The organism is Herbaspirillum sp. 3R11 (assembly GCF_004563925.1).
Taxonomy (GTDB): Bacteria; Pseudomonadota; Gammaproteobacteria; order Burkholderiales; family Burkholderiaceae_D; genus Herbaspirillum.
In genome coordinates this window covers 210817-230878 of sequence record NZ_SPNJ01000002.1, presented here as the reverse complement: position 1 = coordinate 230878, position 20062 = coordinate 210817, and the positions used below count along the sequence as shown (strand labels likewise).

Sequence of the window (20062 nt, the reverse complement as noted above, 5' to 3'; positions counted from 1 at the left end):
CACGGCGGGACTGGGATGAAACGAGGAACGACAAATATGGTGCGGCTGGCGGGGATCGAACCCACGACCCTTGGCTTCGGAGGCCAATACTCTATCCACTGAGCTACAGCCGCTTTGGGACGAACGTCGAAGAGGGATGAAGGATACAGTTTTTCCCCCGCCCCGTCCACGGCGGGCAACTATTTTCCGTTCCCAATGAATTACATTGTGTCTATAATCTAAGGTTGGGCGAGACAGCGCTTCTCTAAACAGTAATAAACACCGATTTTCCAAAAAATTCGGGTCAACGCTTTCGAAGAATATTGCACTGAGGGAACTATGAGCGACGCACATAACGAACACCACGAATCCGCAATCAAAACGCCGAAACAGTTGATTGCTGCTGTATTGGCAGGCTTTATTATCCCCATCATCTGTATCGTGCTGCTGGTTGAGTACGTCACCAACGGCCAGACGACCGGCGCCGGTTCCGCCGGCCAGACCCCCGAGATGATCGCCGCGCGCATCAAGCCGGTTGCCTCCGAAGGCTTCACCTTCCGTGATTCCAACGCGCCCAAGCAATTGCTGAGTGGCGAAGAAGTCTTCAAGTCCACCTGCGCAGCCTGCCACGGCGCCGGCATCGCCGGTGCACCGAAGGTCGGCGATCCTGCCGCCTGGAAAGCACGCATCGGCGAAGGCTACGACAAACTGCTGGCGCACGCCATCAACGGCCTGAACGCCATGCCTCCGAAAGGCGGCAATCCTGATCTGGACGACGTGGAAATCGCCCGCACCGTGGTCTACATGGCCAACCAGTCCGGCGCCAAGTTCAAGGAACCGGAAGTGAAGGCTCCTGCGGCTGCTCCTGCTGCCCCGGCCGACGCTGCTGCTCCAGCTGCTGCCGCCCCCGCCGAAAAGAAGTAAGCAGTCTGAAACAGGCGCCGCTGATATCGAAATATCCGGCGACGCACCCATAGAAAAAGCCCCGCAATGCGGGGCTTTTTTATTGCCTCAACAAACCCGGATCAGCGCTGCTGCGGCTCCGCCACGAAGATTTCAACGCGGCGATTTCTGGCCCGGTTTGCTTCGGTGTTGTTGTCCACCAGCGGCTCATGCGAACCACGTCCGTCGATGTGGAAGCGGCCCGGCGAAACACCGCGCGCAGTCAGGTAATCGCGCGTACGGGCTGCGCGCTCCATCGACAGCGGATTATTGACGGCGTCGCTGCCGGTGCTGTCGGTATGGCCGATGATGTTCACCGTGGTCGCCTGATTTTCATTGAGCGTGGCGGCGAATTTATCCAGCACGGCGCGGAAGTTCGGCTGGATATCGGCGCGACCGGTATTGAAGGAGATATCGCTCGGGATCTCGAGCTTCAGGCGGTTGTCCTGGGTCTGCGTCACTTGCACGCCGGTGCCCTGAGTGGCCTGCTCCATGGCGCGCTTCTGGTTCTCCATGCGGTTCGACCAGACATTGCCGATCACTGCCCCCAAACCTGCGCCGATTGCTGCGCCGGCTGCCGTACGACCACCCCCGCCACCGCCTGTTGCAGCACCGAGAATACCGCCCACGCCTGCGCCGACGCCGGCCCCCGTTGCCGTGCCGCGTTGGGTGGCGGTCATGTCGGCACAACCGGTTGCGGCCAGAGTCAGCGCCAGCGCGCCGAGAGTTAATTTACGCATGATGATTTCCTTTATTCGTGTGATTCCACTGCACCGCTGAACAGCGGGCATGGTGTTGGATCCAACTGCGGCGCTATTCGCCGTCAGGTGTGGAGGCTTCGTCAGCGTCAACGCCAGCATCGACGCCCTGTTGGCGATCCTTGCGGCGCGTCAGGTAATACGCGAAAGCCCCACCCGCGCTGATCACCGCACCGTACAGCAGCGGCTTGCGCAGGTAACGCTTGGACAGCAGCGAGATGCCGCCGATCAGCAGCGGCGACAGCGACTGCAGATTGCTGCCCCCTTTGCCCGACAAGGCGCCGCTGAAGGTAGAGGACACTGCGCCCACGATGCGGTTGAAGGCACCCTTGGCCAGCGATTCGGCGTTCAGGTTGGCGCGCACGATGCCACGCGACTGCATGATGCCGATACGGAACAGCGCGCCTTCCGCCAGCAGCTTGCGCTTGCGTTCTTCCAGCGGGACGTCCGGTTTCCAGTCTGTTTGAGGCATGATTTTCCCGTTTCCCCTGAGGTCAGAGCAGCGCGTCGCGGTCTTTGCGAAGCTCCGCCATGGTGGCGGGCAAAGCCAGCTTGCCGTTGCGCAGCAGCGCGAAGGCGTACCAGCCGATCGCCGCCGCAGCGACGGTGAAGAACGCGCCGAGCACGATGAGGATCTTCCAGCCCCAGGAATCCCAGGCCAGGAACACCAGCAGCACGGTCCAGAACGCAATCGCGAACCAGACCGCAATCGCCGCCAGCGTGAACAGCACCAGGAATTTCACCAGGTTGCCGCCAATTTCCGACAGCTCCAGTGAAGCCAGCTCGATGCGATTGATGATCAGCCCGAGCAGATTCCTGGCGATGCCCAGCAATCCGGCGGTGAGACCGGGATTGGCCGGCTCCGCCTGCACGTGTTTATGCTCCATTGTGTCGGCGCGCCCGATTACTTGCTGCGACCGATGACCAGGCCGACCAACAGGCCGACGCCGGCCGAAATCGCCACGGCGCGCCATGGGTTTTCATGCACGTAGTCGTCGGTGGCGGCAGCGACTTCCTTGCCTTTTTCGATGGCCACGGCTTGCGCGTTTTGCGCCGCTTCGACCGCTGCTTCCAGCATGGTCAGGCCCTTGCTGCGCAGTTCGTCGGCTTTGTCGCCGGTGGCTGCAGCTGCTTCACGGAACAATTCTTGCGCATCTTTGACGAGGGTTTTCATATCGTTTCTCACTGTTTTAAGGGCGGACTTTGTCATGGAGATTCTCCTATTGATTAAATGCTCAAGCGAACGAAAGCGATTAAATGGGCGGGAGCCTGAGCATTGGCGCCGTTGTCAGCGCGCCGTTGCCTATCATTCCGGGCCATAGGCAGTCCGGAAAAGATCTGCAATGCAGGCTCATTTTGATAGCTTTCTTCTATATAAGTTTCAGCAACGGCAAAAACGTTCAAAACCGCGTTTCGCGCGCCGTCCGCAGGAAACTGTCCAAAATAGGCATGCAATCGAGCAACTCGGGCCCGCCGGCGCGGTGGAACTCCGGATGCCATTGCAAACCCATCACAAACGGCGCCTTGCGATAACGGATTGCCTCGACGATGTTGTCGGTGCCCGACACCGCCTCGATCGACAGATCGCGCCCCAGGTCCTTCACGGCCTGGTGATGGATGGAGTTCACCACGGCGTTCTGAGTGTTGACCAGCGATGCCAGGGTCGATCCGGGCGGGAACTTGAGCTCGTGATAGTTGCTGTCGTACAGGTCGTTGACGTGGGCGATCGCGGCCGGCACGTCGGTAGCGATGTCCTGGTACAGCGAGCCGCCGAAGGCGACGTTGATCAGCTGACAACCGCGGCAGATGCCCAACACCGGTTTGCCGGCCTCAATGAATTCGTGCAGCAATTCCAGCTCGTACATGTCGCGCACGCGGTCGCCATTCCATTCGGGACGCGTGGCGGCCTCGGCGTAGCTCTGCGGCGAGACGTCGGCGCCGCCTTGCAGCACCAGGCCGTCGAGATGCTTGGCGTAGTCGCGCAGACGGATATTGCTGGGATGGACCAGGCCGTTGGTGTTGACGGTCGGGATCATGAACACCAGCACGTCGCGCGACATGACCCATTGCGCGATCGACTCTTCCAGGTATTGCAGCGTCTTGCCGCGCAAACCCTTGGCGCCGTTTTCCGGATGGAAGATGCGCGCCGAGATGCCGATCTTGAGCGTGCGCTGCATGATGCGGCGGCCGGCCTTGTCGGACATGGCCTTGAAGCGCGCCCCCAGCAAACGCCAGGTCTGCGCCCAAGGCGTGTCAGGCGGCGGCGGGGAATAGGTCGGATGCGGATTATTCAGCTGCTGCGGCTGCTGAGGTGATTGCTGAGCAGCTGGCTGCGGCTGCCCTGCTGTTGGCTGCTGCTGGCCCGCTGTCGGTGCCTGTGCCGGCGTCGCAGCAGCAGGTGCATCGGGACGGGGCGGTCGTGGGGAACTCGGTTGATTGGCTTCGGAATCGCTAATATCGGACATGGCGGCTATGTTAGGTTGTTATCAATGGCTGTGACCAGGTGCTGCGTCCGCGAACAGGATTGCCAAAGTATAAGCGCATTGAATTGCTTTGGGCAGTCGCTGGCGGACCAAGGATTCACAGAATGACGAAGAATGAATTGCAGCAGTCGCGGCAATCAATTCAAGGATGACTGGCGTTTTCTCGTCCCTCTTCAATAATCCAGACAACAGACCGGTGATATATGTTCCAATCGTTTCCGACTTCTTTCCGGCTTATTTCTTGCTCAGGCAAGCTCCTACATGACCACTTCACGCATTCTTATCCTCTATGCGCATCCGGCCCACGAACGCTCGCGCGCCAACCGCGCCATGATCGAGGCCGCTCGCACGCTGCCCAACGTGCGCATCCATGACCTGTACGAGTGCTATCCCGATTTCCACATCGATGTCGAATACGAACAGACCCAGCTGCATGAAGCCGATCTGATCGTGTTCCATCATCCGATCCACTGGTACAGCATGCCGGCGCTGCAAAAGGAATGGACCGACCTGGTGCTGGAACGCGGCTGGGCCTTCGGTCCCGGCGGCGACGCCTTGCGCGGCAAGGACTTCTGGCTGGTCGCCAGCACCGGCGGCGATGAGACGTCCTATCAACCGGGCGCGCGCCACGGCCATACCTTCGATGATTTCCTGCCGCCGTACCAGCAGACCGCGCGGCTGTGCGGCATGCAGTGGAAAACTCCCTACTTGCTGCACGGTGCGCACCAGATCGACAACGACGCCATGACCATGCACGCGGCCAATTACCGCGCCCTGCTCGACAGCTACCCGGACTGGCCGGACTCAGACTCAGAATCATCCTCCGCCGTCTCTCCCCGTTAACGCCAGGACGACAAGAACACCATGGAACAAACTCTGCTGCATCCGCTGATTTACCTGCTGGCCGCGGTCGTCGCCGTGCCCATTGCCAAGAAACTCGGCCTGGGCGCCGTACTCGGCTACCTGCTGGCCGGCATCGCCATCGGTCCCTGGGGCCTGGGACTGATCAGCGAAGTCGAGGACATCCTGCACTTCTCCGAATTCGGTGTCGTGCTGCTGCTGTTCCTGATCGGCCTCGAGCTCGATCCGAAACGGCTGTGGTCGCTGCGCCGGCACATCTTCGGCTGGGGCAGCGCGCAGGTCGGACTGGTCAGCCTCGGCCTGTTCGGCGCGGCGCTGGCGGTCGGCATCGACTGGCGCGTGGCGCTGATCGGCGCGCTCGGCATGTCGCTCTCGTCCACCGCGATTGCGCTGGCGACGCTGGGCGAGCGCAAGCTGACGGCGACGCCGGCCGGCTCTGCGGGATTCGCCATCCTGCTGTTCCAGGATATCGCCGCGATCCCGATGATGGCGGCGGTGCCGCTGCTGGGCGTGGCGGTGGCGCAAGGCAGCGGCCAGGGCTGGCTGCACACACTGCAGGTGGTCGCCGTGATTGCACTGCTGATCTTCGGCGGCCGCTACCTGATCCGCCCCATCCTGCGCATCATCGCCAAGACCGACATGCGCGAAATCTTCACCGCGTTCTCGCTGCTGCTGGTGATCGCCACCTGCCTGCTGATGCAATCGGTGGGCATGTCGATGGCGCTCGGCACCTTCCTCGCCGGCGTGCTGCTGGCCGATTCGGAATACCGCCACGCGCTCGAAAGCGACCTCGAACCGTTCAAGGGATTGCTGCTGGGACTGTTCTTCATCGCCGTCGGCATGTCGGTCGACTTCGGCATCTTCCTTGAACAACCCTGGCTGATCCTCGGCATGGTGCTGGGCTTCCTGGTGATCAAGACCGCCGTGCTGTACGGACTGGCGAAATGCTTCCGCATCCCGCGCGACCAGCAAATCTTCTTTGCCTTCCTGCTATCGCAAGGCGGCGAGTTCGCCTTCGTGGTGTTCGGCGCGGCGGCCACCGCGCAGGTGCTGACGCCGCGCATCTCGTCGATCCTGGTGGTGGTGGTGGCGCTGTCGATGGTAATCACGCCGCTGCTGCTGCTGCTGCACGATCGCGTGATATTGCCACGCCTGCAGGCGCGCGGCAGGCAACCGGAGGATGATATCGAGCCGCAGGACAATCCGGTGATCATCGCCGGCTTCGGTCGCTTCGGCCAGATCGTCGGCCGCCTGCTGCACGCCAACGGCATCGGCCTGACCATTCTCGACCACGATCCCGATCAGATCGAATCGCTGCGCAAGTTCGGCTTCAAGGTGTTCTACGGCGACGCCACGCGCATCGACCTGCTGCGCACTGCGGGCGCCGACAAGGCGCGCCTGATCGTGATCGCCATCGACGATGCGCCGGCCAGCCTGAAGCTGGTGGAAGCCGTGCAACGCGCTTTCCCGCATCTGAAGATCGCAGCCCGCGCGCGCAACGTCACGCACTTGTACGATCTGATGGACCGCGGCGTCACCGTGCTTGAGCGCGAGACCTTCGAGAGCGCGTTGCAGATGGGCCGCCAGGTACTGCGCCAGCTGGATTTCGGTTCGTATCGCGCGCACCGCGCCGCGATGAAATTCCGCGCCCACAACATCGAGACGCTGCACAAGCTGTATCCGCATTACAAGGATCAGCAGCAACTGGTATCGATGGCGGTGCAGGCGCGCGAAGAGCTGGAGGCGATGTTCGCCAGCGACAACGACGCCATCACCGATGGCGACAAGCATCGCTGGGATTAAGGTCGCAAATGTAGAAAAGGCCGGACGCTATTGTGACCCGGCCTTTTTTTATTGCGCCAACCGATTTAGTTCAGATACACCGGCACGAAGATCTTGTCGTCGCCACGCTCCACCAGCAGCGCCACGCTCTTGCCGGCCTTGCCCACCAGACTGCGCAGTTGCTCCACGCTGGTCACTGCATTGCCGTTCAAGGACAGGATCACATCGCCGCTCTGGATGCCCGCCACCGCCGCCGGACCGTTGACGTCTTCCACCAGCAGACCGCCATGCACGCCGATCTGTTGCTGTTCGTTCTTGTCCAGCGGACGCACCGCCAGTCCCAGCCGGCCCTGCGGCTCGTTGCGGCTGGCTGCGGCTTCCTTGGTCGGCTTCAGCTCGCCGACCGTGATGTTGAGCGACTTGAGCGCACCGTTGCGCATCACGTCGATCTTCTGCGTGGTGCCCGGCGCGGTGTCGGCCACCAGCGTCGGCAGGTCCACCGAGTGATCGATGGCCTGGCCGTTGAAGCGCAGGATCACGTCACCCGGTTGCACGCCCGCCTTCTCGGCCGGACTGGCCTTCTCGACCGAACTGACCAGTGCGCCTTCCGACTTTTTCAGCCCGAAGGATTCCGCCAGCGCCTGGTTGACTTCCTGCACCGACACGCCGAGACGGCCGCGCGTCACCTTGCCGTGCTGGACCAGTTGCTGCTCGACCTTCATCGCAACGTCGATCGGGATCGAGAACGACAAGCCCTGATAGCCGCCGGTCTGGCTGTAGATCTGCGAGTTGATGCCGACCACCTGGCCCTTCAAGTTGAACAGCGGGCCGCCCGAATTGCCGGGATTGACGGCGACGTCGGTCTGGATGAACGGCACGTAATTGTCGTCCGGCAGGGCGCGCGACTTGGCGCTGACGATGCCGGCCGTGGCGGTGTTGTCGAAACCGTAGGGCGAGCCGATCGCCAGCACCGGCTCGCCGACCTTCATCAGCGCCGGATTGCCGATCTGCACGGTCGGCAGATCCTTGGCCGCGATGCGGATCACGGCGATGTCGCTCTGCTTGTCGGCGCCCAGCACCTTGGCCTTGAACTCGCGGCGGTCGGTCAGCTTGACCGTGACTTCCTGGGCGCCGTCAACGACGTGGGCATTGGTCAGGATCAGGCCGTCCGGGCTGATGATGAAGCCCGAGCCGAGGCCGCGCATGATCTGCGGCGTGCGCGGTTGTTGCTGGAATTGCGGGCCGAAGCGCTTGAAGAATTCGGAAAACGGATCGTTGGGATCGGCGTCGTCGGAAGCATCGTCGGATACGCGCTTCGCCTTGCCGGTGACGCTGATGTTGACCACCGCCGGACCGGCGCGCTCGACGATGCCGGAGAAATCGGTCGGCGTCGCCAATCCGGATACGGCGGTGGGAGCGCCAGCAGCAACAGCTACCGGCGCAGGCAGGATCGCGGCCTGCGCCGCCGGCAATTCAGCGCCGCGGAAGTACACGTAGCTGCCGCCGACGACGGCGGCCAGCGCGATGGCGAGCGTATTGCGAACGAAAACGGTACGGCGATTCATGGTGCACTCCTTGCGAAAGAGGTGGCTTCTCCACCCGATGGAATGCAGCGTAAGTCGCGAAAATTAAGACAGACTTAAGGAAACAAACTGTTACACCTTGGCTTTGGTGAAACGGACCTCGACACGCAAGCCCGTGCCGGTATTCTCCAGACGGACAAGCGCACCATGCAGATCAGCGATCTGGCGCACGATGGCCAGGCCGAGACCGCTGCCGGGCTGTGATGGCAGCACATTGGCGGCGCGGTGGAAGCGATCGAACACGCGCTCCAGGTCCTGCTCGGGAATGCCCGGACCGCGATCTTCCACGGTGACGACCAACTCGTCGCCCTCCATCCGCATGGCGACATCGACGGCGCTGTCGGACGGGCTGTATTGCAGCGCGTTCGACAACAGGTTGCCGAACAGGATGCGCAAGGCGTCGGCATTGGCATTGACGGCGCCAGCCACCTGCGTGGTCATGCCGAGATCGACACCCTTGTGTTCCGCCAGCGGCGCGTAGTCCTGCACCACGCTACGCAGCAGCGGCGCCAGCTCCAGCGGCGCCATTTCCTGCACGCCCGGCTCCTGGCGCGCCAGCGTCAGCAATTGATGCACCAGATGCGTGGCGCGCTCGAGACCGTGACGCAGATCGTTGAACGCGGCGCGACGCTCTTCGTCGTCGCCGGCGCGCTCGGCCAATTGTGCCTGCAAACGCAGGGCCGTCAGCGGCGTGCGCAACTCATGCGCGGCGTCGGCGACGAAGGCGCGCTGCGTCTGCATGGCCTGGCGCAGGCGTTCGAGCAGGTCGTTGAAAGCATGCGTCAATGGCCGGATTTCCTGCGGCAGGCCGTGATCGGCCACCGGCGCCAGCGTATGCATGTCGCGCGACTGCACGTCGGCGGCGGCGCGCCGCACCGGCGCCAACGCGTGGCCGACGGCGATCCAGATCAGCGCGCCGAGGAAGGGAAACAGCAGCAGCAAGGGCATCACCGTCTTCACCGCCGCCTGCGCCGCCACCTGCTTGCGTGCGCTCTGCGGCTGCGACACCTGTGCCACGGTATTGCCGATCTGCGCACTGTAGACGCGCCACATGCCGCCCGGTCCCGGGACGTCGGCGAAACCGAGCTCGGCCTGCTGCGGCATCACGCTGCGCGAGTGCGAGTGGTAGATCACGGTGCCGGTGCTGTCCCAGATCTGCATCATGATTTCATCGTCGAGGCCGGGCGCATCCTGGGCCGGCGTGATCGGCGCAAAGGCCTGGCGCGGCAGCGACGCGGCGATCTGGCGCATCTGGTAATCGAAGATTTCATTGGCTTCGCCGCGCGCCTGGAAATACAGCGCGATGCCGGCCAAAAGGATACCGGCGCTCAGACCGAGCGCCAGCCACAGCAACAGTTGTCGTCGGATGGAATTCATTTGGGCACCAGGTAGCCGATCCCGCGCACATTCTTGATGAAGTCGCTGCCGAGCTTCTTGCGCAAGGAATGGATGTGGACTTCGATCGCATTGCTGTCGACGCTGTCGTCCCAACCGTAGAGCTTTTCTTCCAGCTGGGCGCGCGACAGCACCACGCCCGGACGATCCAGGAAGGCCTGCAACAGCGTGAATTCGCGCGCCGACAGTGCGACCGGCTGGCCTTGCAGCAAGACTTCGCGCGTGGCCGGATTCAGGCTAACGTCGCGCACCTGGATGAGGCTGTCGGCGCGGCCCGCCTGGCGGCGTAGCAAGGCGCGCATGCGAGCCGAGAGTTCTTCGAGGTCGTACGGTTTGATCAGATAGTCGTCGGCGCCAGCATCCAGCCCGGCGACGCGATCGGCAACGGCGTCGCGCGCGGTGACGATCAGCACCGGCACTTTGTTGCCGGCCGCGCGCAACTGCTGCAGCACGGCCAGGCCGTTCTTTTGCGGCAGCCCGAGGTCGAGCAGCACCAGCGCGTAATCCTCCTGGCGCAGCGCGAGTTCCGCTGCGACGCCGTCCTGCACCCAGTCGACGGCGAAACCGTCCTGGCGCAAACCCTTGCGCGCCGCTTCACCCACCATCAGATCATCTTCGACCAGCAGGATGCGCATGGCGGTCTCCTACAGGAAGCGCGCCAGCAGAAACACCACCGCCGAAATCAGGATGGTCGATGCAAACGGCAGCGAGAACACGCGACCGAACAATTTGAAGCGCAAGTCGCCCGGCAGGCGGCCGATGCCGAGTTTTTCCAGCCACGGCAGCAGACTGGAGAATACGATGACGGCGATGAAGATGACGACGACCCAACGAATCATGGGAATCCTGTAGTTATAAACGGTGAGTGCGGTCATGCGTCAACAGGCGCTCGGGCCAGTCGACGTTCTTGCCCACGGCGAGCACCTTGAACAACTCGCCCATTTCAGCGGGCGAAATCAGCTTTTGCACGGCGTTGGATTGCGGCAGGTATTGTGCGCTTTGTTCCGGCGACGTGCGCAGCAGCAGTTCGCCAATGCCGGCGCTGAGCAGGAATCCCGCCTGGCTGGCGTAGCCCAGCACGTCAAGGCCGCCTTCGATCGCCGCCCGTGCCATTGCCGTGAAGTCGACGTGGGCGGTGACATCCTGCAAACCCGGCAGGTAAAACGGATCGGCGTGCGCATGGTGGCGGTAGTGGCACATCAGCGTGCCCTGCGCGCGTCCGGGGAAATAGTATTCCGCCGCCGGGAAGCCGTAATCGATCAGCAGCGACGCAGCATTCCCGTGCTGCAACATTGTCGCCAGCGATTGCATGAAGGCGGCGCCGATGGGATGGACTTCAGTCAGGTAACCGACCGGCAGCGCATCGCCGTCTGGAATCTGCGCCGCGAGGGCGGCATCGCCGACGCGGTCGGCGAACGTGAAGGCGCCTGCGTCATCGAGCCCCACGCCGCGTTCGAGCCAGCCCCGTTCACCGCGCACCAGCAGTTGCACCGGCATGGCGTCGAGTACTTCATTGCCGATCACCACGCCGGAAAACGTCGGCGGCAGGCTGTCCAGCCACTGCACTTGCGGGAAGTCGCGCAGCTTTTCCTGTTGCCGCGCGCGCAGCTGCGCCGAAATTTCAATGATGTAGTAGTGATCAGGCAACTTGCCGGCGGCGCGCAGCTCGTTCAGGATGTCGAACGCCAGTTTGCCGGTGCCGGCACCGAACTCCATGATGGCCGCGCCGGTCTGTGGGAACAATTCTGTCGCCAAATGCGCCAAAGTAGCGCCGAAAAGCGGCGAAATTTCCGGTGCGGTTGTAAAATCACCGTCTTTGCCCAATTTGGCCGCGCCGCCGCTGTAATAGCCCAGCGCGGGCGCATACAGCACCAGCTCCATATAGCGTGCAAACGAAATCCAGCCGCCATTGCGCCGGATATCGTCGGCGATCAGGAGCTGGAGAGAACGGGAAGCGGCAAGCGCGTCGGCGGAGGGTTCGGGTAGTTGCAGTTGCATGATGGGGCGTATTGTATTTGAATCCGCCCCTGCCTTCGCAATTGGCACCCGTCGTCATTCAGCGCTCGGCCCTCCGGCATCCACCACGAAATGAACATCATGATTCCGTCCCGACAACAAGTTGCCCTCGTCACCGGCGCCGCCAAACGCATCGGCCGCACGATCGCGCTCGCACTGGCGCGCGACGGCTGGGACATTGCCGTGCATTACGGCAAATCGGCGGCCGAGGCGCAGGCGCTGGTCGCCGAGATCGCCGCACTCGGCCGTCGCGCCATCGCCCTCCAATGCGAACTGGCCGACGAGGCCGGCGTGCGCACACTGGTGCGCCAGGCCGGCCGGCTCGGGCCGGTGGCGTGCGTGGTGAACAACGCTTCACTGTTCCGCGAAGACCGCGCCGAGAGCTTTTCGATGGATTCACTGGACGCCCACATGCGCGCCAACGTCGGCGCTCCGGTGCTGCTGGCGCAAGCCCTGTACGACGCCACGCCGGCAGGCCGCCAGGCCGTGGTGATCAACCTGCTCGATCAGAAGCTGTACAATCCCAATCCCGATTTCCTGTCTTACACGCTGTCCAAGGCCGCGCTGCAAAGCGCCACCACCTTGCTGGCGCAGGCGCTGGCGCCGCGCGTGCGGGTAGTCGGCGTGGCGCCCGGCATCACCATGGTCTCGGGCGACCAGAGCGAAGCCGGGTTCCAGAAGGCCCATCGCGTGACGCCGCTGGGCAAGAGCAGCACACCGGACGACGTCGCCGCAGCGGTCTGCTTTGTCGCCACCGCGCAGGCGATCACCGGCACGACGATCCTGGTCGACGGCGGCCAACACCTGGTGCCGCTGCAACGCGACGTGATGTTCCTCGCCAAATAGGCGTTTCGTTTTTATACATTTATCTCTTGTCTGGATTCCATGTTTTCTCTTTCCCATCCCGAACTGAACGATTGCCGCCGCCTGTTCCTGCGCAACTATGAAGTGCTGATCAACATCGGCGTGCACGAATTCGAGAAGAAGGGCGAGCAGCGCATCCTGATCAACGTCGACCTGTTCATCCCGCTGGCCATGTCGACCCCGGAACACGACCAGTTGCAGGAAGTGGTCGACTATGACTTCATCCGCAGCACCATCGCCAAGCGCATGGCGCAGGGTCACATCCATTTGCAGGAAACCTTGTGCGACGACGTCGTCAAGGCCATGCTGGCGCATCCCAAGGTGCGCGCCGTCCGCGTCTCCACCGAGAAGCCTGACGTCTATCCCGATTGCGACTCCGTCGGCGTGGAAGTCTTCCGCGTCAAAGAAGCACTCTGAACCCTCTATTTGCAGGACCCAAGATGAACGATTTGCTCGAACCCGCCAAACTCGCCGAAGGCGCCCCAGCCACTCCTGACATTGCCGAGACCACACCCTCGGTCAAGCAGGCGGAAAAGCTCGCCTACGAAAACAACAAGCTGCACAAGCGCCTGTGCCGCCTGACCGGCCAGGCCATCGGCGACTACAACATGATCGAGGACGGCGACAAGATCATGGTCTGCCTGTCCGGCGGCAAGGACAGTTACGCACTGCTCGACATCCTGCTGACGCTGCGCGAACGCGCGCCGATCCATTTCGACATCATCGCGGTGAACCTGGACCAGAAGCAGCCGAATTTCCCGGCCGACATCCTGCCTGCCTATCTGGAAAAACTGGGCGTGGCGTACCACATCGAAAACCAGGACACCTACAGCATCGTCAAGCGCGTGGTCCCGGAAGGTAAAACCACCTGTGCGCTGTGTTCTCGTTTGCGGCGCGGCATCCTGTACCGCGTTGCAACAGAACTGGGCGCCACAAAAATTGCCCTGGGGCATCATCGCGACGATATCCTCGAAACCTTTTTCCTGAACATGTTCTTCGGCGGCAAACTCAAGGGCATGCCGCCCAAGCTGCAGTCCGACGACGGCAAGCAGATCGTCATCCGTCCGCTCGCGTATGTGAAGGAAGCCGATCTCACGCGTTACGCCGAGGTCAAGGAATTCCCGATCATTCCATGCGACCTGTGCGGCAGCCAGGAAAACCTGCAACGCAAGCAGATCAAGGGCCTCATGCGTGAATGGGAAAAGAAATACCCGGGCCGCGTCGACAACATCTTTGCCTCATTCTCGACGGTCGCCCCGTCGCATCTGATGGACCGCAATCTGTTCGACTTCGCCAACCTCAAGGCCACCGGTGAAGCCGACGCCAACGGCGACATCGCGTTCGATGAAGATCCGTGCTCGACCGGCGCACCTGCCGGGCAGAATGTGATCTCCCTCCATCTCGGCGATTAACTTGCAAAGTAAATATCGGTTAAGCATAACGGCGCACTTTGCGCGCCGTTATGTGTAAAAAATTATTTACAAACCGCATATTTGCACGGATTGGATGCCAAATACCCTCCTGATCATCGCTTGAAGCAGTTGCCCCCCATGATTTAATTTGACCGTCATCTGCGTAATTTCCAGTACTCCTTGGCAATACCCAGAAGAATCACAATATCAATCAAATCAAGAAAGTCGCGACAGCCGCAGGGGGCCTCAGAAAGGAAGTTGGTGATCAACCCTTCCGCCACCGTGATGGAACCACCATCCGCACCTCTGCCCATGCCGACACTGCTTATTTCGTGCATGAGGAAGTTTGATGGCAGCACAATTCTGGCGCGACAAGCGCGTATTCATCACCGGCCATACCGGCTTCAAAGGTAGCTGGCTGACCTTGTGGTTGCACCGTTGGGGTGCCAAGGTCTACGGCTATTCGTTGCCGGCGCCGACCAATCCGAGCCTGTTCCATCTGGCGCGTCTCCAGAATTGCGTCCAGACCACCACCGGCGACGTGCGCGACCTCAAACACCTGAGCGACACCATGGCAGCGGTGCAGCCGGACGTGGTGTTCCACCTGGCGGCGCAACCGCTGGTGCGCGACTCCTACAACACGCCGATCGACACCTTCGCCATCAACGTCATGGGCACCGCCCACGTGCTGGAAGCCGTGCGCCATTCGCCGAGCGTACGCTCGGTGATCGTGGTGACCAGCGACAAATGCTATGAAAACCGCGAATGGCTGTGGGGCTACCGCGAAGACGACCCGATGGGCGGCCACGATCCGTACAGCAGCAGCAAAGGCGCGGCAGAACTGGTGACCTCGGCGTACCGCCGTTCGTACTTCCAGCAGGGCGGCGACACCCAGGCCGCGATCGCCACCGTGCGCGCCGGCAACGTCATCGGCGGCGGCGACTTCGCCAACGACCGCCTGATTCCGGATTTCATCCGCGCGCTGGAAAAGGAAGAAGCTGTCAGCATCCGCAACCCGCATGCGATCCGTCCGTGGCAATTCGTGCTGGAGCCGTTGTCGGGCTACCTGCAAGTGGCGCAAAAGTTGTATGAATCGGGCCAGCAGTTCGCCGAAGGCTGGAACTTCGGCCCGGCCGACACCGATCTGCAAACGGTCAGCCAGCTGTGCGCGACCTTCAACCATTCGCTGCAAAAGAACGAAGTGCCGCCGGTCGAAGTGCGCCTCGAAAGCCAGGCCGGCGCACCGCACGAAGCCGCTTTCCTTCGCCTCGACATTTCCAAGGCGCGCCAGCGGCTGGACTGGATTCCCAAGATGGAGCTGTACACCGCGCTGGAACTGACCGCGCAGTGGTACGGCGGCTATATCAACAACGAAGACTTGCGTGCACTGAGCGAAAGCCAGATTGAGTTCTACCAGAATCTGACATAATTCTCTGTTGGTTCTTCAAAAGTGAAGTCAAGATGAATATTCTTGTTACAGGCGGCGCAGGTTATATCGGCTCCCACACCTGCGTGGAATTGCTCAACGCCGGGCATCAGGTCGTCGTCTTCGACAATTTCTGCAACAGCTTTCCCGAATCGGTACGGCGCGTTGAAAAAATTACCGGTAAAACGCTGACGCTGGCGGAGGGCGACATTCGCGACCGCGCAGCCTTGGAAAAGGCGTTGCGCGGCCATGAATGCGATGCAGTCATTCATTTTGCAGGCCTGAAAGCAGTCGGCGAATCCGTTGCCAAACCCCTGGAGTATTACGACAACAACGTCGTCGGCACCGTCCGCCTCCTTGAAGCGATGCAAGCGGCAAACGTCAAAACCCTGGTCTTCAGCTCCTCGGCGACGGTCTACGGCGCCCCGCAATTTCTTCCGCTGACCGAATCGCACCCGCTTTCAGCCAGCAATCCCTATGGTCGCAGCAAGATCATGATCGAGGACATGCTGCGAGATTTTCATATCGCGCATCCCGATTGGCGTATCGCCCTGCTGCGCTATTTCAATCCAGTCGGCGCGCACGAAAGCGGCCTGATCGGCGAAGACCCACAAGGCATTCCGAATAACCTGATGCCGTTCGTCGCTCAGGTCGCCATCGGGAAACTCGACAAACTGAACATCTGGGGCGGCGACTATGACACCCCGGACGGTACCGGCGTGCGCGACTTCATCCATGTCGTCGATCTGGCCGTCGGCCATCTCAACGCTCTTGAGTACCTTGAAAAGCCGCAATGCTTTGCCGTCAATCTCGGTACAGGAATCGGCTACAGCGTGTTGGACGTCGTCAAGGCATTCGAACAGGCGTGTGGAAAAACACTGCCGTTCCAGATCGCCGAACGCCGGCCTGGCGACATTGCATCATGCTATGCCGACACGACGCTCGCAAAATCTGCACTTGGATGGAAAGCGGCGCGTTCGCTGGAAACCATGTGTGCTGACAGCTGGCGCTGGCAAGTAGCCAATCCGAATGGCTTTCGCGTATGATTCTTGCCTGCGAGGTCCAAAACAAGGCCTAACGAGACGAACAAACGATTGATTAATTATGATATTTGTAACAGGTGGCGCCGGTTTCATCGGCAGCAATTTCATCCTCGACTATCTGTCGCGCAATGACGAGCATGTGCTCAACATCGACAAGCTGACCTATGCCGGCAATCCCTACAACCTGAGCAGCCTGGACGGCAACCCGCAATATCACTTCGTGCAGGCCGACATCGCCGATCGCGTAACGATCGATGCCTTGTTTGAACAACACCAGCCGCGCGCGATTTTGCATTTTGCCGCCGAAAGCCACGTTGACCGCTCGATTCACAGTCCCGGCGAGTTCATTCACACCAACGTCAACGGCACGTTCACCTTGCTGGAAGCAGCCCGGACTTACTGGTCTGCGCTTCCTGCGGGCGCCAAAGAAGATTTCCGATTCCTGCACGTCTCGACAGATGAAGTCTACGGAACACTCGGCCCGGACGACGCGCCGTTCAGCGAGACCACGCCGTATGCGCCCAACAGTCCCTATTCGGCGTCCAAAGCCGCTTCGGACCATCTGGTGCGCGCCTACCATCACACCTATGGCTTGCCGACGCTGACCACCAATTGTTCCAATAATTACGGTCCCTATCACTTCCCTGAAAAGCTGATCCCGCTGGTGATCCTGAATGCGCTCGACGGCAAGCCGCTGCCGATCTACGGTGACGGCCAGCAGATCCGCGACTGGCTGTTCGTCGGCGACCATTGCAACGCGATCCGCGAAGTGCTGGCCCGCGGAGTGCCGGGCGAGACCTACAACATCGGCGGCTGGAACGAAAAGGCCAATCTCGACGTCGTGCATACCCTGTGCGAGATCCTCGACGAGCTCAAGCCCAAGGCCACAGGCAGCTATCGCGATCAGATCACCTTCGTACAGGACCGCCCCGGCCACGACCGGCGCTACGCCATTGACGCCCGCAAACTCGAGCGCGAACTGGATTGGAAACCGGCTGAAACCTTTGAAACCGGCATCGCCAAAACCGTACGCTGGTATCTCGACAATCCGCAATGGGTCGACAATGTGCGCTCGGGCGGCTACCTGAAATGGCTGGAACTCCAATACGGCAGCAAGGAAAAATCATGACCTCAGCAGTACGCACCCAGCCCGAACGCAAAGGCATCATCCTCGCCGGCGGCTCGGGCACGCGCCTGTATCCGGCGACCACGGTGATCTCCAAGCAGCTCATGCCGATCTACGACAAGCCGATGGTGTACTACCCGCTGACCAGCCTGATGCTGGCGGGCATCCGCGACATCCTGATCATTTCCACGCCGCAGGATACCCCTCGCTTCACCGAACTGCTGGGTGACGGCCATCAATGGGGTCTGAACCTGAGCTACGCGGTGCAACCCTCGCCGGACGGCCTCGCGCAGGCCTTCATCATCGGCCGTAGCTTCATCGACAATGCGCCGTCCGCGTTGATTCTCGGCGACAACATCTTCTACGGCCGCGAGTTCGAAACGCAATTGCGCGCTGCTTCGGCTTCGACAGACGGTGCAACGATTTTCGCCTACCATGTCAACGATCCGGAGCGTTATGGCGTGGTCGAGTTTGACCAACATCGACGCGCCGTCAGCATCGTGGAAAAGCCGTCGCAGCCGAAATCGAACTACGCCGTCACCGGCCTGTATTTCTACGATAATCAGGTGTGCGACATCGCGAGCGGCATCGCTCCTTCGGCGCGTGGCGAACTCGAAATCACCGACGTCAACAGCGCCTATCTCAATCGCAACCAGTTGCAGGTTGAATTGATGGGGCGCGGCATCGCCTGGCTCGATACCGGCACCCACGATTCGCTGTTGGAAGCCGGCCAATTCATTGCGACCATCGAAAAACGCCAGGGCCTGAAAGTGGCTTGCCCTGAAGAAATCGCCTATCGACGCGGCTATATCGATGCCGCGCAACTGGAAAAGCTGGCGGCGCCGCTAAAGAAAAACGCATACGGCCAATACCTGCTGCATCTCCTGACCGACATGAGTTACTGAGCACCAAGATGAAAATTATTCCTACCGGCATTCCCGACGTCATGGTTGTCGAGCCCACCGTATTCGGCGACTCCCGAGGCTTCTTCTTCGAAAGTTTCAACACCCGTCGCTTTGCCGAACTGACGGGCATCACCGCAGACTTCGTGCAAGACAATCATTCGCGTTCGGGGCGTAATGTCTTGCGCGGACTGCACTACCAGATCCAGCATCCGCAGGGCAAGCTGGTGCGCGTGACCGCCGGTGAGGTACTCGACATCGCTGTCGACGTGCGCAAGAATTCGCCGACCTTCGGCAAATGGACCGGCACCATCCTGTCGGCGGAAAACAAGTTGCAGATGTGGATACCGGCCGGCTTTGCGCATGGTTTCCTGGTGCGCAGCGAATATGCAGAATTCCTGTACAAGACGACGGACTACTGGATGGCGGAGCATGAACGCTGCATCCTCTGGAATGATCCCGCCATAGGCATTGACTGGGGCATCGAAGGCACACCGGCGCTGTCGGCCAAGGACGTACAAGGGAAACTGCTGGCCGACGCCGAAGTGTTCGCATGAAGATACTGTTGACCGGCCAGAGCGGCCAGATCGGCAACGAACTGGCGCTGAGCCTGCAAGGCAAGGCCGAAATCATCTCGCTCTCGCGCGCGCAGATGAATCTTGCCGACCTGGACCAGGTGCGCGATGCGATCCGCGCCGCACGCCCCGACCTGATCATCAACCCGGCGGCCTACACCGCAGTGGTGAAAGCCGAAAGCGAACCGGAGCTGGCCACGCGCATCAATGGCGAAGCGCCCGGCGTGATTGCCGAAGAAGCCCACCGGCTCGGCGCGCCGCTGGTGCACTACTCAACCGACTACGTCTTCGACGGCACCAAGGACACACCGTACGACGAGGACGACAAGACCCATCCGATCAACGTCTACGGCCAGAGCAAATGCGCCGGCGAAGAAGCCATCGCCCGCCACTGCGAAGCCTACTGGATCCTGCGCACCAGCTGGGTCTACAGCGTCGGCGGCGGCAACTTCCTCAAGACCGTGATCCGCCTGGCGCAGGAACAGGAAAAATTCACCATCGTCGGCGACCAGTTCGGTGCCCCGACCTGGTCGAAGACCATCAGCGACGTGACCACCCGCTTGCTGCTCAATGGGGATGCACAGATTTCTCCCGATCGTGTACGCGACACCAGTGGCATCTATCACCTGACCGCCGCCGGCGAAACATCCTGGCACGGCTACGCCTCGTTCATTGTCGATCAGTTGCAGGCGCTGAATGTACCGGTCAAGGTCGGCGGCACCGCCGTGATCACGCCGGTGCCGTCCAGTACCTATCCGGTGCCGCCGCATCGCCCCAAGAATTCGCGTCTGTCGGGTGCAAAGCTGGCGTCGACTTTCGGCGTGACGATGCCGCCATGGCAGACGGACGTCGCGGCTTGCCTTGAAGATATCGTGCGGGAGTATGGCCTGGCCGAGGGGCGCAAGCTGGTGTGAA

At 61.4% G+C, this 20062-nt stretch carries 23 protein-coding genes and 1 tRNA gene; 12 read left to right on the top strand and 12 right to left on the bottom strand.

Going from position 1 to position 20062, the window contains the following annotated elements:
• Positions 1-37 precede the first annotated feature (37 nt).
• Positions 38-113: transfer RNA gene (locus tag E4P32_RS09250), tRNA-Arg, on the bottom strand.
• Positions 114-318: 205 nt separating this feature from the next.
• On the opposite strand from E4P32_RS09250, the gene E4P32_RS09245 reads away from it, so the two are divergent.
• Positions 319-903: a c-type cytochrome gene (locus E4P32_RS09245; protein ID WP_116434469.1), complete on the top strand. Its 585-nt coding sequence runs from the start codon at positions 319-321 to the stop codon at positions 901-903.
• A gap of 101 nt (positions 904-1004) precedes the next feature.
• Here E4P32_RS09245 and E4P32_RS09240 read toward each other — a convergent pair whose 3' ends face one another.
• The 5 genes from E4P32_RS09240 to E4P32_RS09220 form a co-directional block, all read right to left on the bottom strand.
• Complete coding sequence (locus E4P32_RS09240) at positions 1005-1661, bottom strand: OmpA family protein (RefSeq protein WP_116434470.1); 657 nt, start codon at positions 1659-1661, stop codon at positions 1005-1007.
• Positions 1662-1734: 73 nt separating this feature from the next.
• The gene (locus tag E4P32_RS09235) at positions 1735-2151 is read right to left on the bottom strand and encodes a hypothetical protein (RefSeq protein ID WP_116434471.1); all 417 of its coding nucleotides are present in this window, start codon (positions 2149-2151) and stop codon (positions 1735-1737) included.
• A 22-nt stretch (positions 2152-2173) separates the two neighbouring features.
• A complete protein-coding gene (locus E4P32_RS09230) occupies positions 2174-2566 on the bottom strand; it encodes a phage holin family protein (protein ID WP_116434472.1) in 393 nt (130 codons plus the stop codon).
• Between the two features lie 17 nt (positions 2567-2583).
• Entirely contained in the window at positions 2584-2889 is a 306-nt protein-coding gene (locus tag E4P32_RS09225) for a DUF883 family protein (RefSeq protein WP_116434473.1), read from the bottom strand.
• Between the two features lie 190 nt (positions 2890-3079).
• Positions 3080-4144, bottom strand: coding sequence for a type 1 glutamine amidotransferase (locus E4P32_RS09220; protein ID WP_116434474.1), 1065 nt, complete (start codon positions 4142-4144; stop codon positions 3080-3082).
• 279 nt (positions 4145-4423) lie between these two features.
• Here E4P32_RS09220 and E4P32_RS09215 point away from each other — a divergent pair, with 279 nt between their 5' ends.
• Together E4P32_RS09215 and kefC are read left to right on the top strand one after the other, a co-directional pair.
• A complete protein-coding gene (locus tag E4P32_RS09215; protein WP_116434475.1) occupies positions 4424-5005 on the top strand; it encodes an NAD(P)H-dependent oxidoreductase in 582 nt (193 codons plus the stop codon).
• A 21-nt stretch (positions 5006-5026) separates the two neighbouring features.
• Positions 5027-6826, top strand: coding sequence for a glutathione-regulated potassium-efflux system protein KefC (gene kefC / locus E4P32_RS09210; RefSeq protein ID WP_116434476.1), 1800 nt, complete (start codon positions 5027-5029; stop codon positions 6824-6826).
• A gap of 65 nt (positions 6827-6891) precedes the next feature.
• Here kefC and E4P32_RS09205 read toward each other — a convergent pair whose 3' ends face one another.
• The 5 genes from E4P32_RS09205 to E4P32_RS09185 all read right to left on the bottom strand — a co-directional run bounded on the left by E4P32_RS09205 (position 6892) and on the right by E4P32_RS09185 (position 11781).
• On the bottom strand, positions 6892-8370 hold the full coding sequence (locus E4P32_RS09205) for a DegQ family serine endoprotease (protein ID WP_116434477.1): 1479 nt from the start codon (positions 8368-8370) through the stop codon (positions 6892-6894).
• A gap of 90 nt (positions 8371-8460) precedes the next feature.
• Positions 8461-9765, bottom strand: a complete 1305-nt coding sequence (locus E4P32_RS09200; RefSeq protein ID WP_116434478.1) for an ATP-binding protein — start codon at positions 9763-9765, stop codon at positions 8461-8463.
• Positions 9762-10418 (bottom strand): response regulator, encoded by a 657-nt coding sequence (locus E4P32_RS09195; RefSeq protein WP_116434479.1) that lies wholly within the window; start codon positions 10416-10418, stop codon positions 9762-9764. Before E4P32_RS09195 ends, E4P32_RS09200 begins: the two co-directional genes overlap by 4 nt.
• Positions 10419-10427: 9 nt before the next feature.
• Positions 10428-10622, bottom strand: coding sequence for a DUF2905 domain-containing protein (locus E4P32_RS09190; RefSeq protein WP_053200312.1), 195 nt, complete (start codon positions 10620-10622; stop codon positions 10428-10430).
• Positions 10623-10635: 13 nt separating this feature from the next.
• Entirely contained in the window at positions 10636-11781 is a 1146-nt protein-coding gene (locus E4P32_RS09185) for an SAM-dependent methyltransferase (RefSeq protein WP_116434480.1), read from the bottom strand.
• A 90-nt stretch (positions 11782-11871) separates the two neighbouring features.
• On the opposite strand from E4P32_RS09185, the gene E4P32_RS09180 reads away from it, so the two are divergent.
• Genes E4P32_RS09180 through ttcA form a run of 3 tightly spaced genes read left to right on the top strand, consistent with a single transcriptional unit; the run spans position 11872 to position 14075 of the window.
• Positions 11872-12645, top strand: a complete 774-nt coding sequence (locus E4P32_RS09180) for an SDR family oxidoreductase (RefSeq protein WP_116434481.1) — start codon at positions 11872-11874, stop codon at positions 12643-12645.
• 39 nt (positions 12646-12684) lie between these two features.
• Positions 12685-13080, top strand: a complete 396-nt coding sequence (locus tag E4P32_RS09175; RefSeq protein WP_016835279.1) for a dihydroneopterin aldolase — start codon at positions 12685-12687, stop codon at positions 13078-13080.
• Positions 13081-13103: 23 nt separating this feature from the next.
• Positions 13104-14075: a tRNA 2-thiocytidine(32) synthetase TtcA gene (gene ttcA, locus E4P32_RS09170; RefSeq protein ID WP_116434482.1), complete on the top strand. Its 972-nt coding sequence runs from the start codon at positions 13104-13106 to the stop codon at positions 14073-14075.
• Positions 14076-14230: 155 nt separating this feature from the next.
• Here ttcA and E4P32_RS09165 read toward each other — a convergent pair whose 3' ends face one another.
• Entirely contained in the window at positions 14231-14413 is a 183-nt protein-coding gene (locus E4P32_RS09165) for a hypothetical protein (RefSeq protein WP_116434483.1), read from the bottom strand.
• An 11-nt stretch (positions 14414-14424) separates the two neighbouring features.
• On the opposite strand from E4P32_RS09165, the gene rfbG reads away from it, so the two are divergent.
• The 6 genes from rfbG to rfbD are packed head-to-tail and all read left to right on the top strand — an operon-like array spanning position 14425 to position 20061.
• A complete protein-coding gene (rfbG, locus tag E4P32_RS09160) occupies positions 14425-15504 on the top strand; it encodes a CDP-glucose 4,6-dehydratase (protein WP_116434484.1) in 1080 nt (359 codons plus the stop codon).
• A gap of 32 nt (positions 15505-15536) precedes the next feature.
• Positions 15537-16547 (top strand): UDP-glucose 4-epimerase GalE, encoded by a 1011-nt coding sequence (galE, locus tag E4P32_RS09155; RefSeq protein ID WP_116434485.1) that lies wholly within the window; start codon positions 15537-15539, stop codon positions 16545-16547.
• A 58-nt stretch (positions 16548-16605) separates the two neighbouring features.
• Positions 16606-17673 carry a dTDP-glucose 4,6-dehydratase gene (gene rfbB, locus E4P32_RS09150; RefSeq protein ID WP_116434486.1) on the top strand — a complete coding sequence of 356 codons (1068 nt, stop codon included), beginning with the start codon at positions 16606-16608 and terminating at the stop codon, positions 17671-17673.
• Positions 17670-18575, top strand: a complete 906-nt coding sequence (rfbA, locus tag E4P32_RS09145) for a glucose-1-phosphate thymidylyltransferase RfbA (protein ID WP_116434487.1) — start codon at positions 17670-17672, stop codon at positions 18573-18575. The genes rfbB and rfbA overlap by 4 nt, the downstream gene beginning before the upstream one ends.
• 8 nt (positions 18576-18583) lie before the next feature.
• On the top strand, positions 18584-19129 hold the full coding sequence (gene rfbC / locus E4P32_RS09140; RefSeq protein WP_116434488.1) for a dTDP-4-dehydrorhamnose 3,5-epimerase: 546 nt from the start codon (positions 18584-18586) through the stop codon (positions 19127-19129).
• Positions 19126-20061, top strand: a complete 936-nt coding sequence (gene rfbD / locus E4P32_RS09135) for a dTDP-4-dehydrorhamnose reductase (RefSeq protein ID WP_116434489.1) — start codon at positions 19126-19128, stop codon at positions 20059-20061. The genes rfbC and rfbD overlap by 4 nt, the downstream gene beginning before the upstream one ends.
• Position 20062 lies beyond the last annotated feature (1 nt).

Coding starts and splice junctions, on each gene's coding strand:
- E4P32_RS09245 (WP_116434469.1), top strand. CDS start 319: ATGAGCGACGCACATAACGAACACCACGAATCCGCAATCAAAACGCCG.
- E4P32_RS09240 (WP_116434470.1), bottom strand. CDS start 1,661: ATGCGTAAATTAACTCTCGGCGCGCTGGCGCTGACTCTGGCCGCAACC.
- E4P32_RS09235 (WP_116434471.1), bottom strand. CDS start 2,151: ATGCCTCAAACAGACTGGAAACCGGACGTCCCGCTGGAAGAACGCAAG.
- E4P32_RS09230 (WP_116434472.1), bottom strand. CDS start 2,566: ATGGAGCATAAACACGTGCAGGCGGAGCCGGCCAATCCCGGTCTCACC.
- E4P32_RS09225 (WP_116434473.1), bottom strand. CDS start 2,889: ATGACAAAGTCCGCCCTTAAAACAGTGAGAAACGATATGAAAACCCTC.
- E4P32_RS09220 (WP_116434474.1), bottom strand. CDS start 4,144: ATGTCCGATATTAGCGATTCCGAAGCCAATCAACCGAGTTCCCCACGA.
- E4P32_RS09215 (WP_116434475.1), top strand. CDS start 4,424: ATGACCACTTCACGCATTCTTATCCTCTATGCGCATCCGGCCCACGAA.
- kefC (WP_116434476.1), top strand. CDS start 5,027: ATGGAACAAACTCTGCTGCATCCGCTGATTTACCTGCTGGCCGCGGTC.
- E4P32_RS09205 (WP_116434477.1), bottom strand. CDS start 8,370: ATGAATCGCCGTACCGTTTTCGTTCGCAATACGCTCGCCATCGCGCTG.
- E4P32_RS09200 (WP_116434478.1), bottom strand. CDS start 9,765: ATGAATTCCATCCGACGACAACTGTTGCTGTGGCTGGCGCTCGGTCTG.
- E4P32_RS09195 (WP_116434479.1), bottom strand. CDS start 10,418: ATGCGCATCCTGCTGGTCGAAGATGATCTGATGGTGGGTGAAGCGGCG.
- E4P32_RS09190 (WP_053200312.1), bottom strand. CDS start 10,622: ATGATTCGTTGGGTCGTCGTCATCTTCATCGCCGTCATCGTATTCTCC.
- E4P32_RS09185 (WP_116434480.1), bottom strand. CDS start 11,781: ATGCAACTGCAACTACCCGAACCCTCCGCCGACGCGCTTGCCGCTTCC.
- E4P32_RS09180 (WP_116434481.1), top strand. CDS start 11,872: ATGAACATCATGATTCCGTCCCGACAACAAGTTGCCCTCGTCACCGGC.
- E4P32_RS09175 (WP_016835279.1), top strand. CDS start 12,685: ATGTTTTCTCTTTCCCATCCCGAACTGAACGATTGCCGCCGCCTGTTC.
- ttcA (WP_116434482.1), top strand. CDS start 13,104: ATGAACGATTTGCTCGAACCCGCCAAACTCGCCGAAGGCGCCCCAGCC.
- E4P32_RS09165 (WP_116434483.1), bottom strand. CDS start 14,413: ATGCACGAAATAAGCAGTGTCGGCATGGGCAGAGGTGCGGATGGTGGT.
- rfbG (WP_116434484.1), top strand. CDS start 14,425: ATGGCAGCACAATTCTGGCGCGACAAGCGCGTATTCATCACCGGCCAT.
- galE (WP_116434485.1), top strand. CDS start 15,537: ATGAATATTCTTGTTACAGGCGGCGCAGGTTATATCGGCTCCCACACC.
- rfbB (WP_116434486.1), top strand. CDS start 16,606: ATGATATTTGTAACAGGTGGCGCCGGTTTCATCGGCAGCAATTTCATC.
- rfbA (WP_116434487.1), top strand. CDS start 17,670: ATGACCTCAGCAGTACGCACCCAGCCCGAACGCAAAGGCATCATCCTC.
- rfbC (WP_116434488.1), top strand. CDS start 18,584: ATGAAAATTATTCCTACCGGCATTCCCGACGTCATGGTTGTCGAGCCC.
- rfbD (WP_116434489.1), top strand. CDS start 19,126: ATGAAGATACTGTTGACCGGCCAGAGCGGCCAGATCGGCAACGAACTG.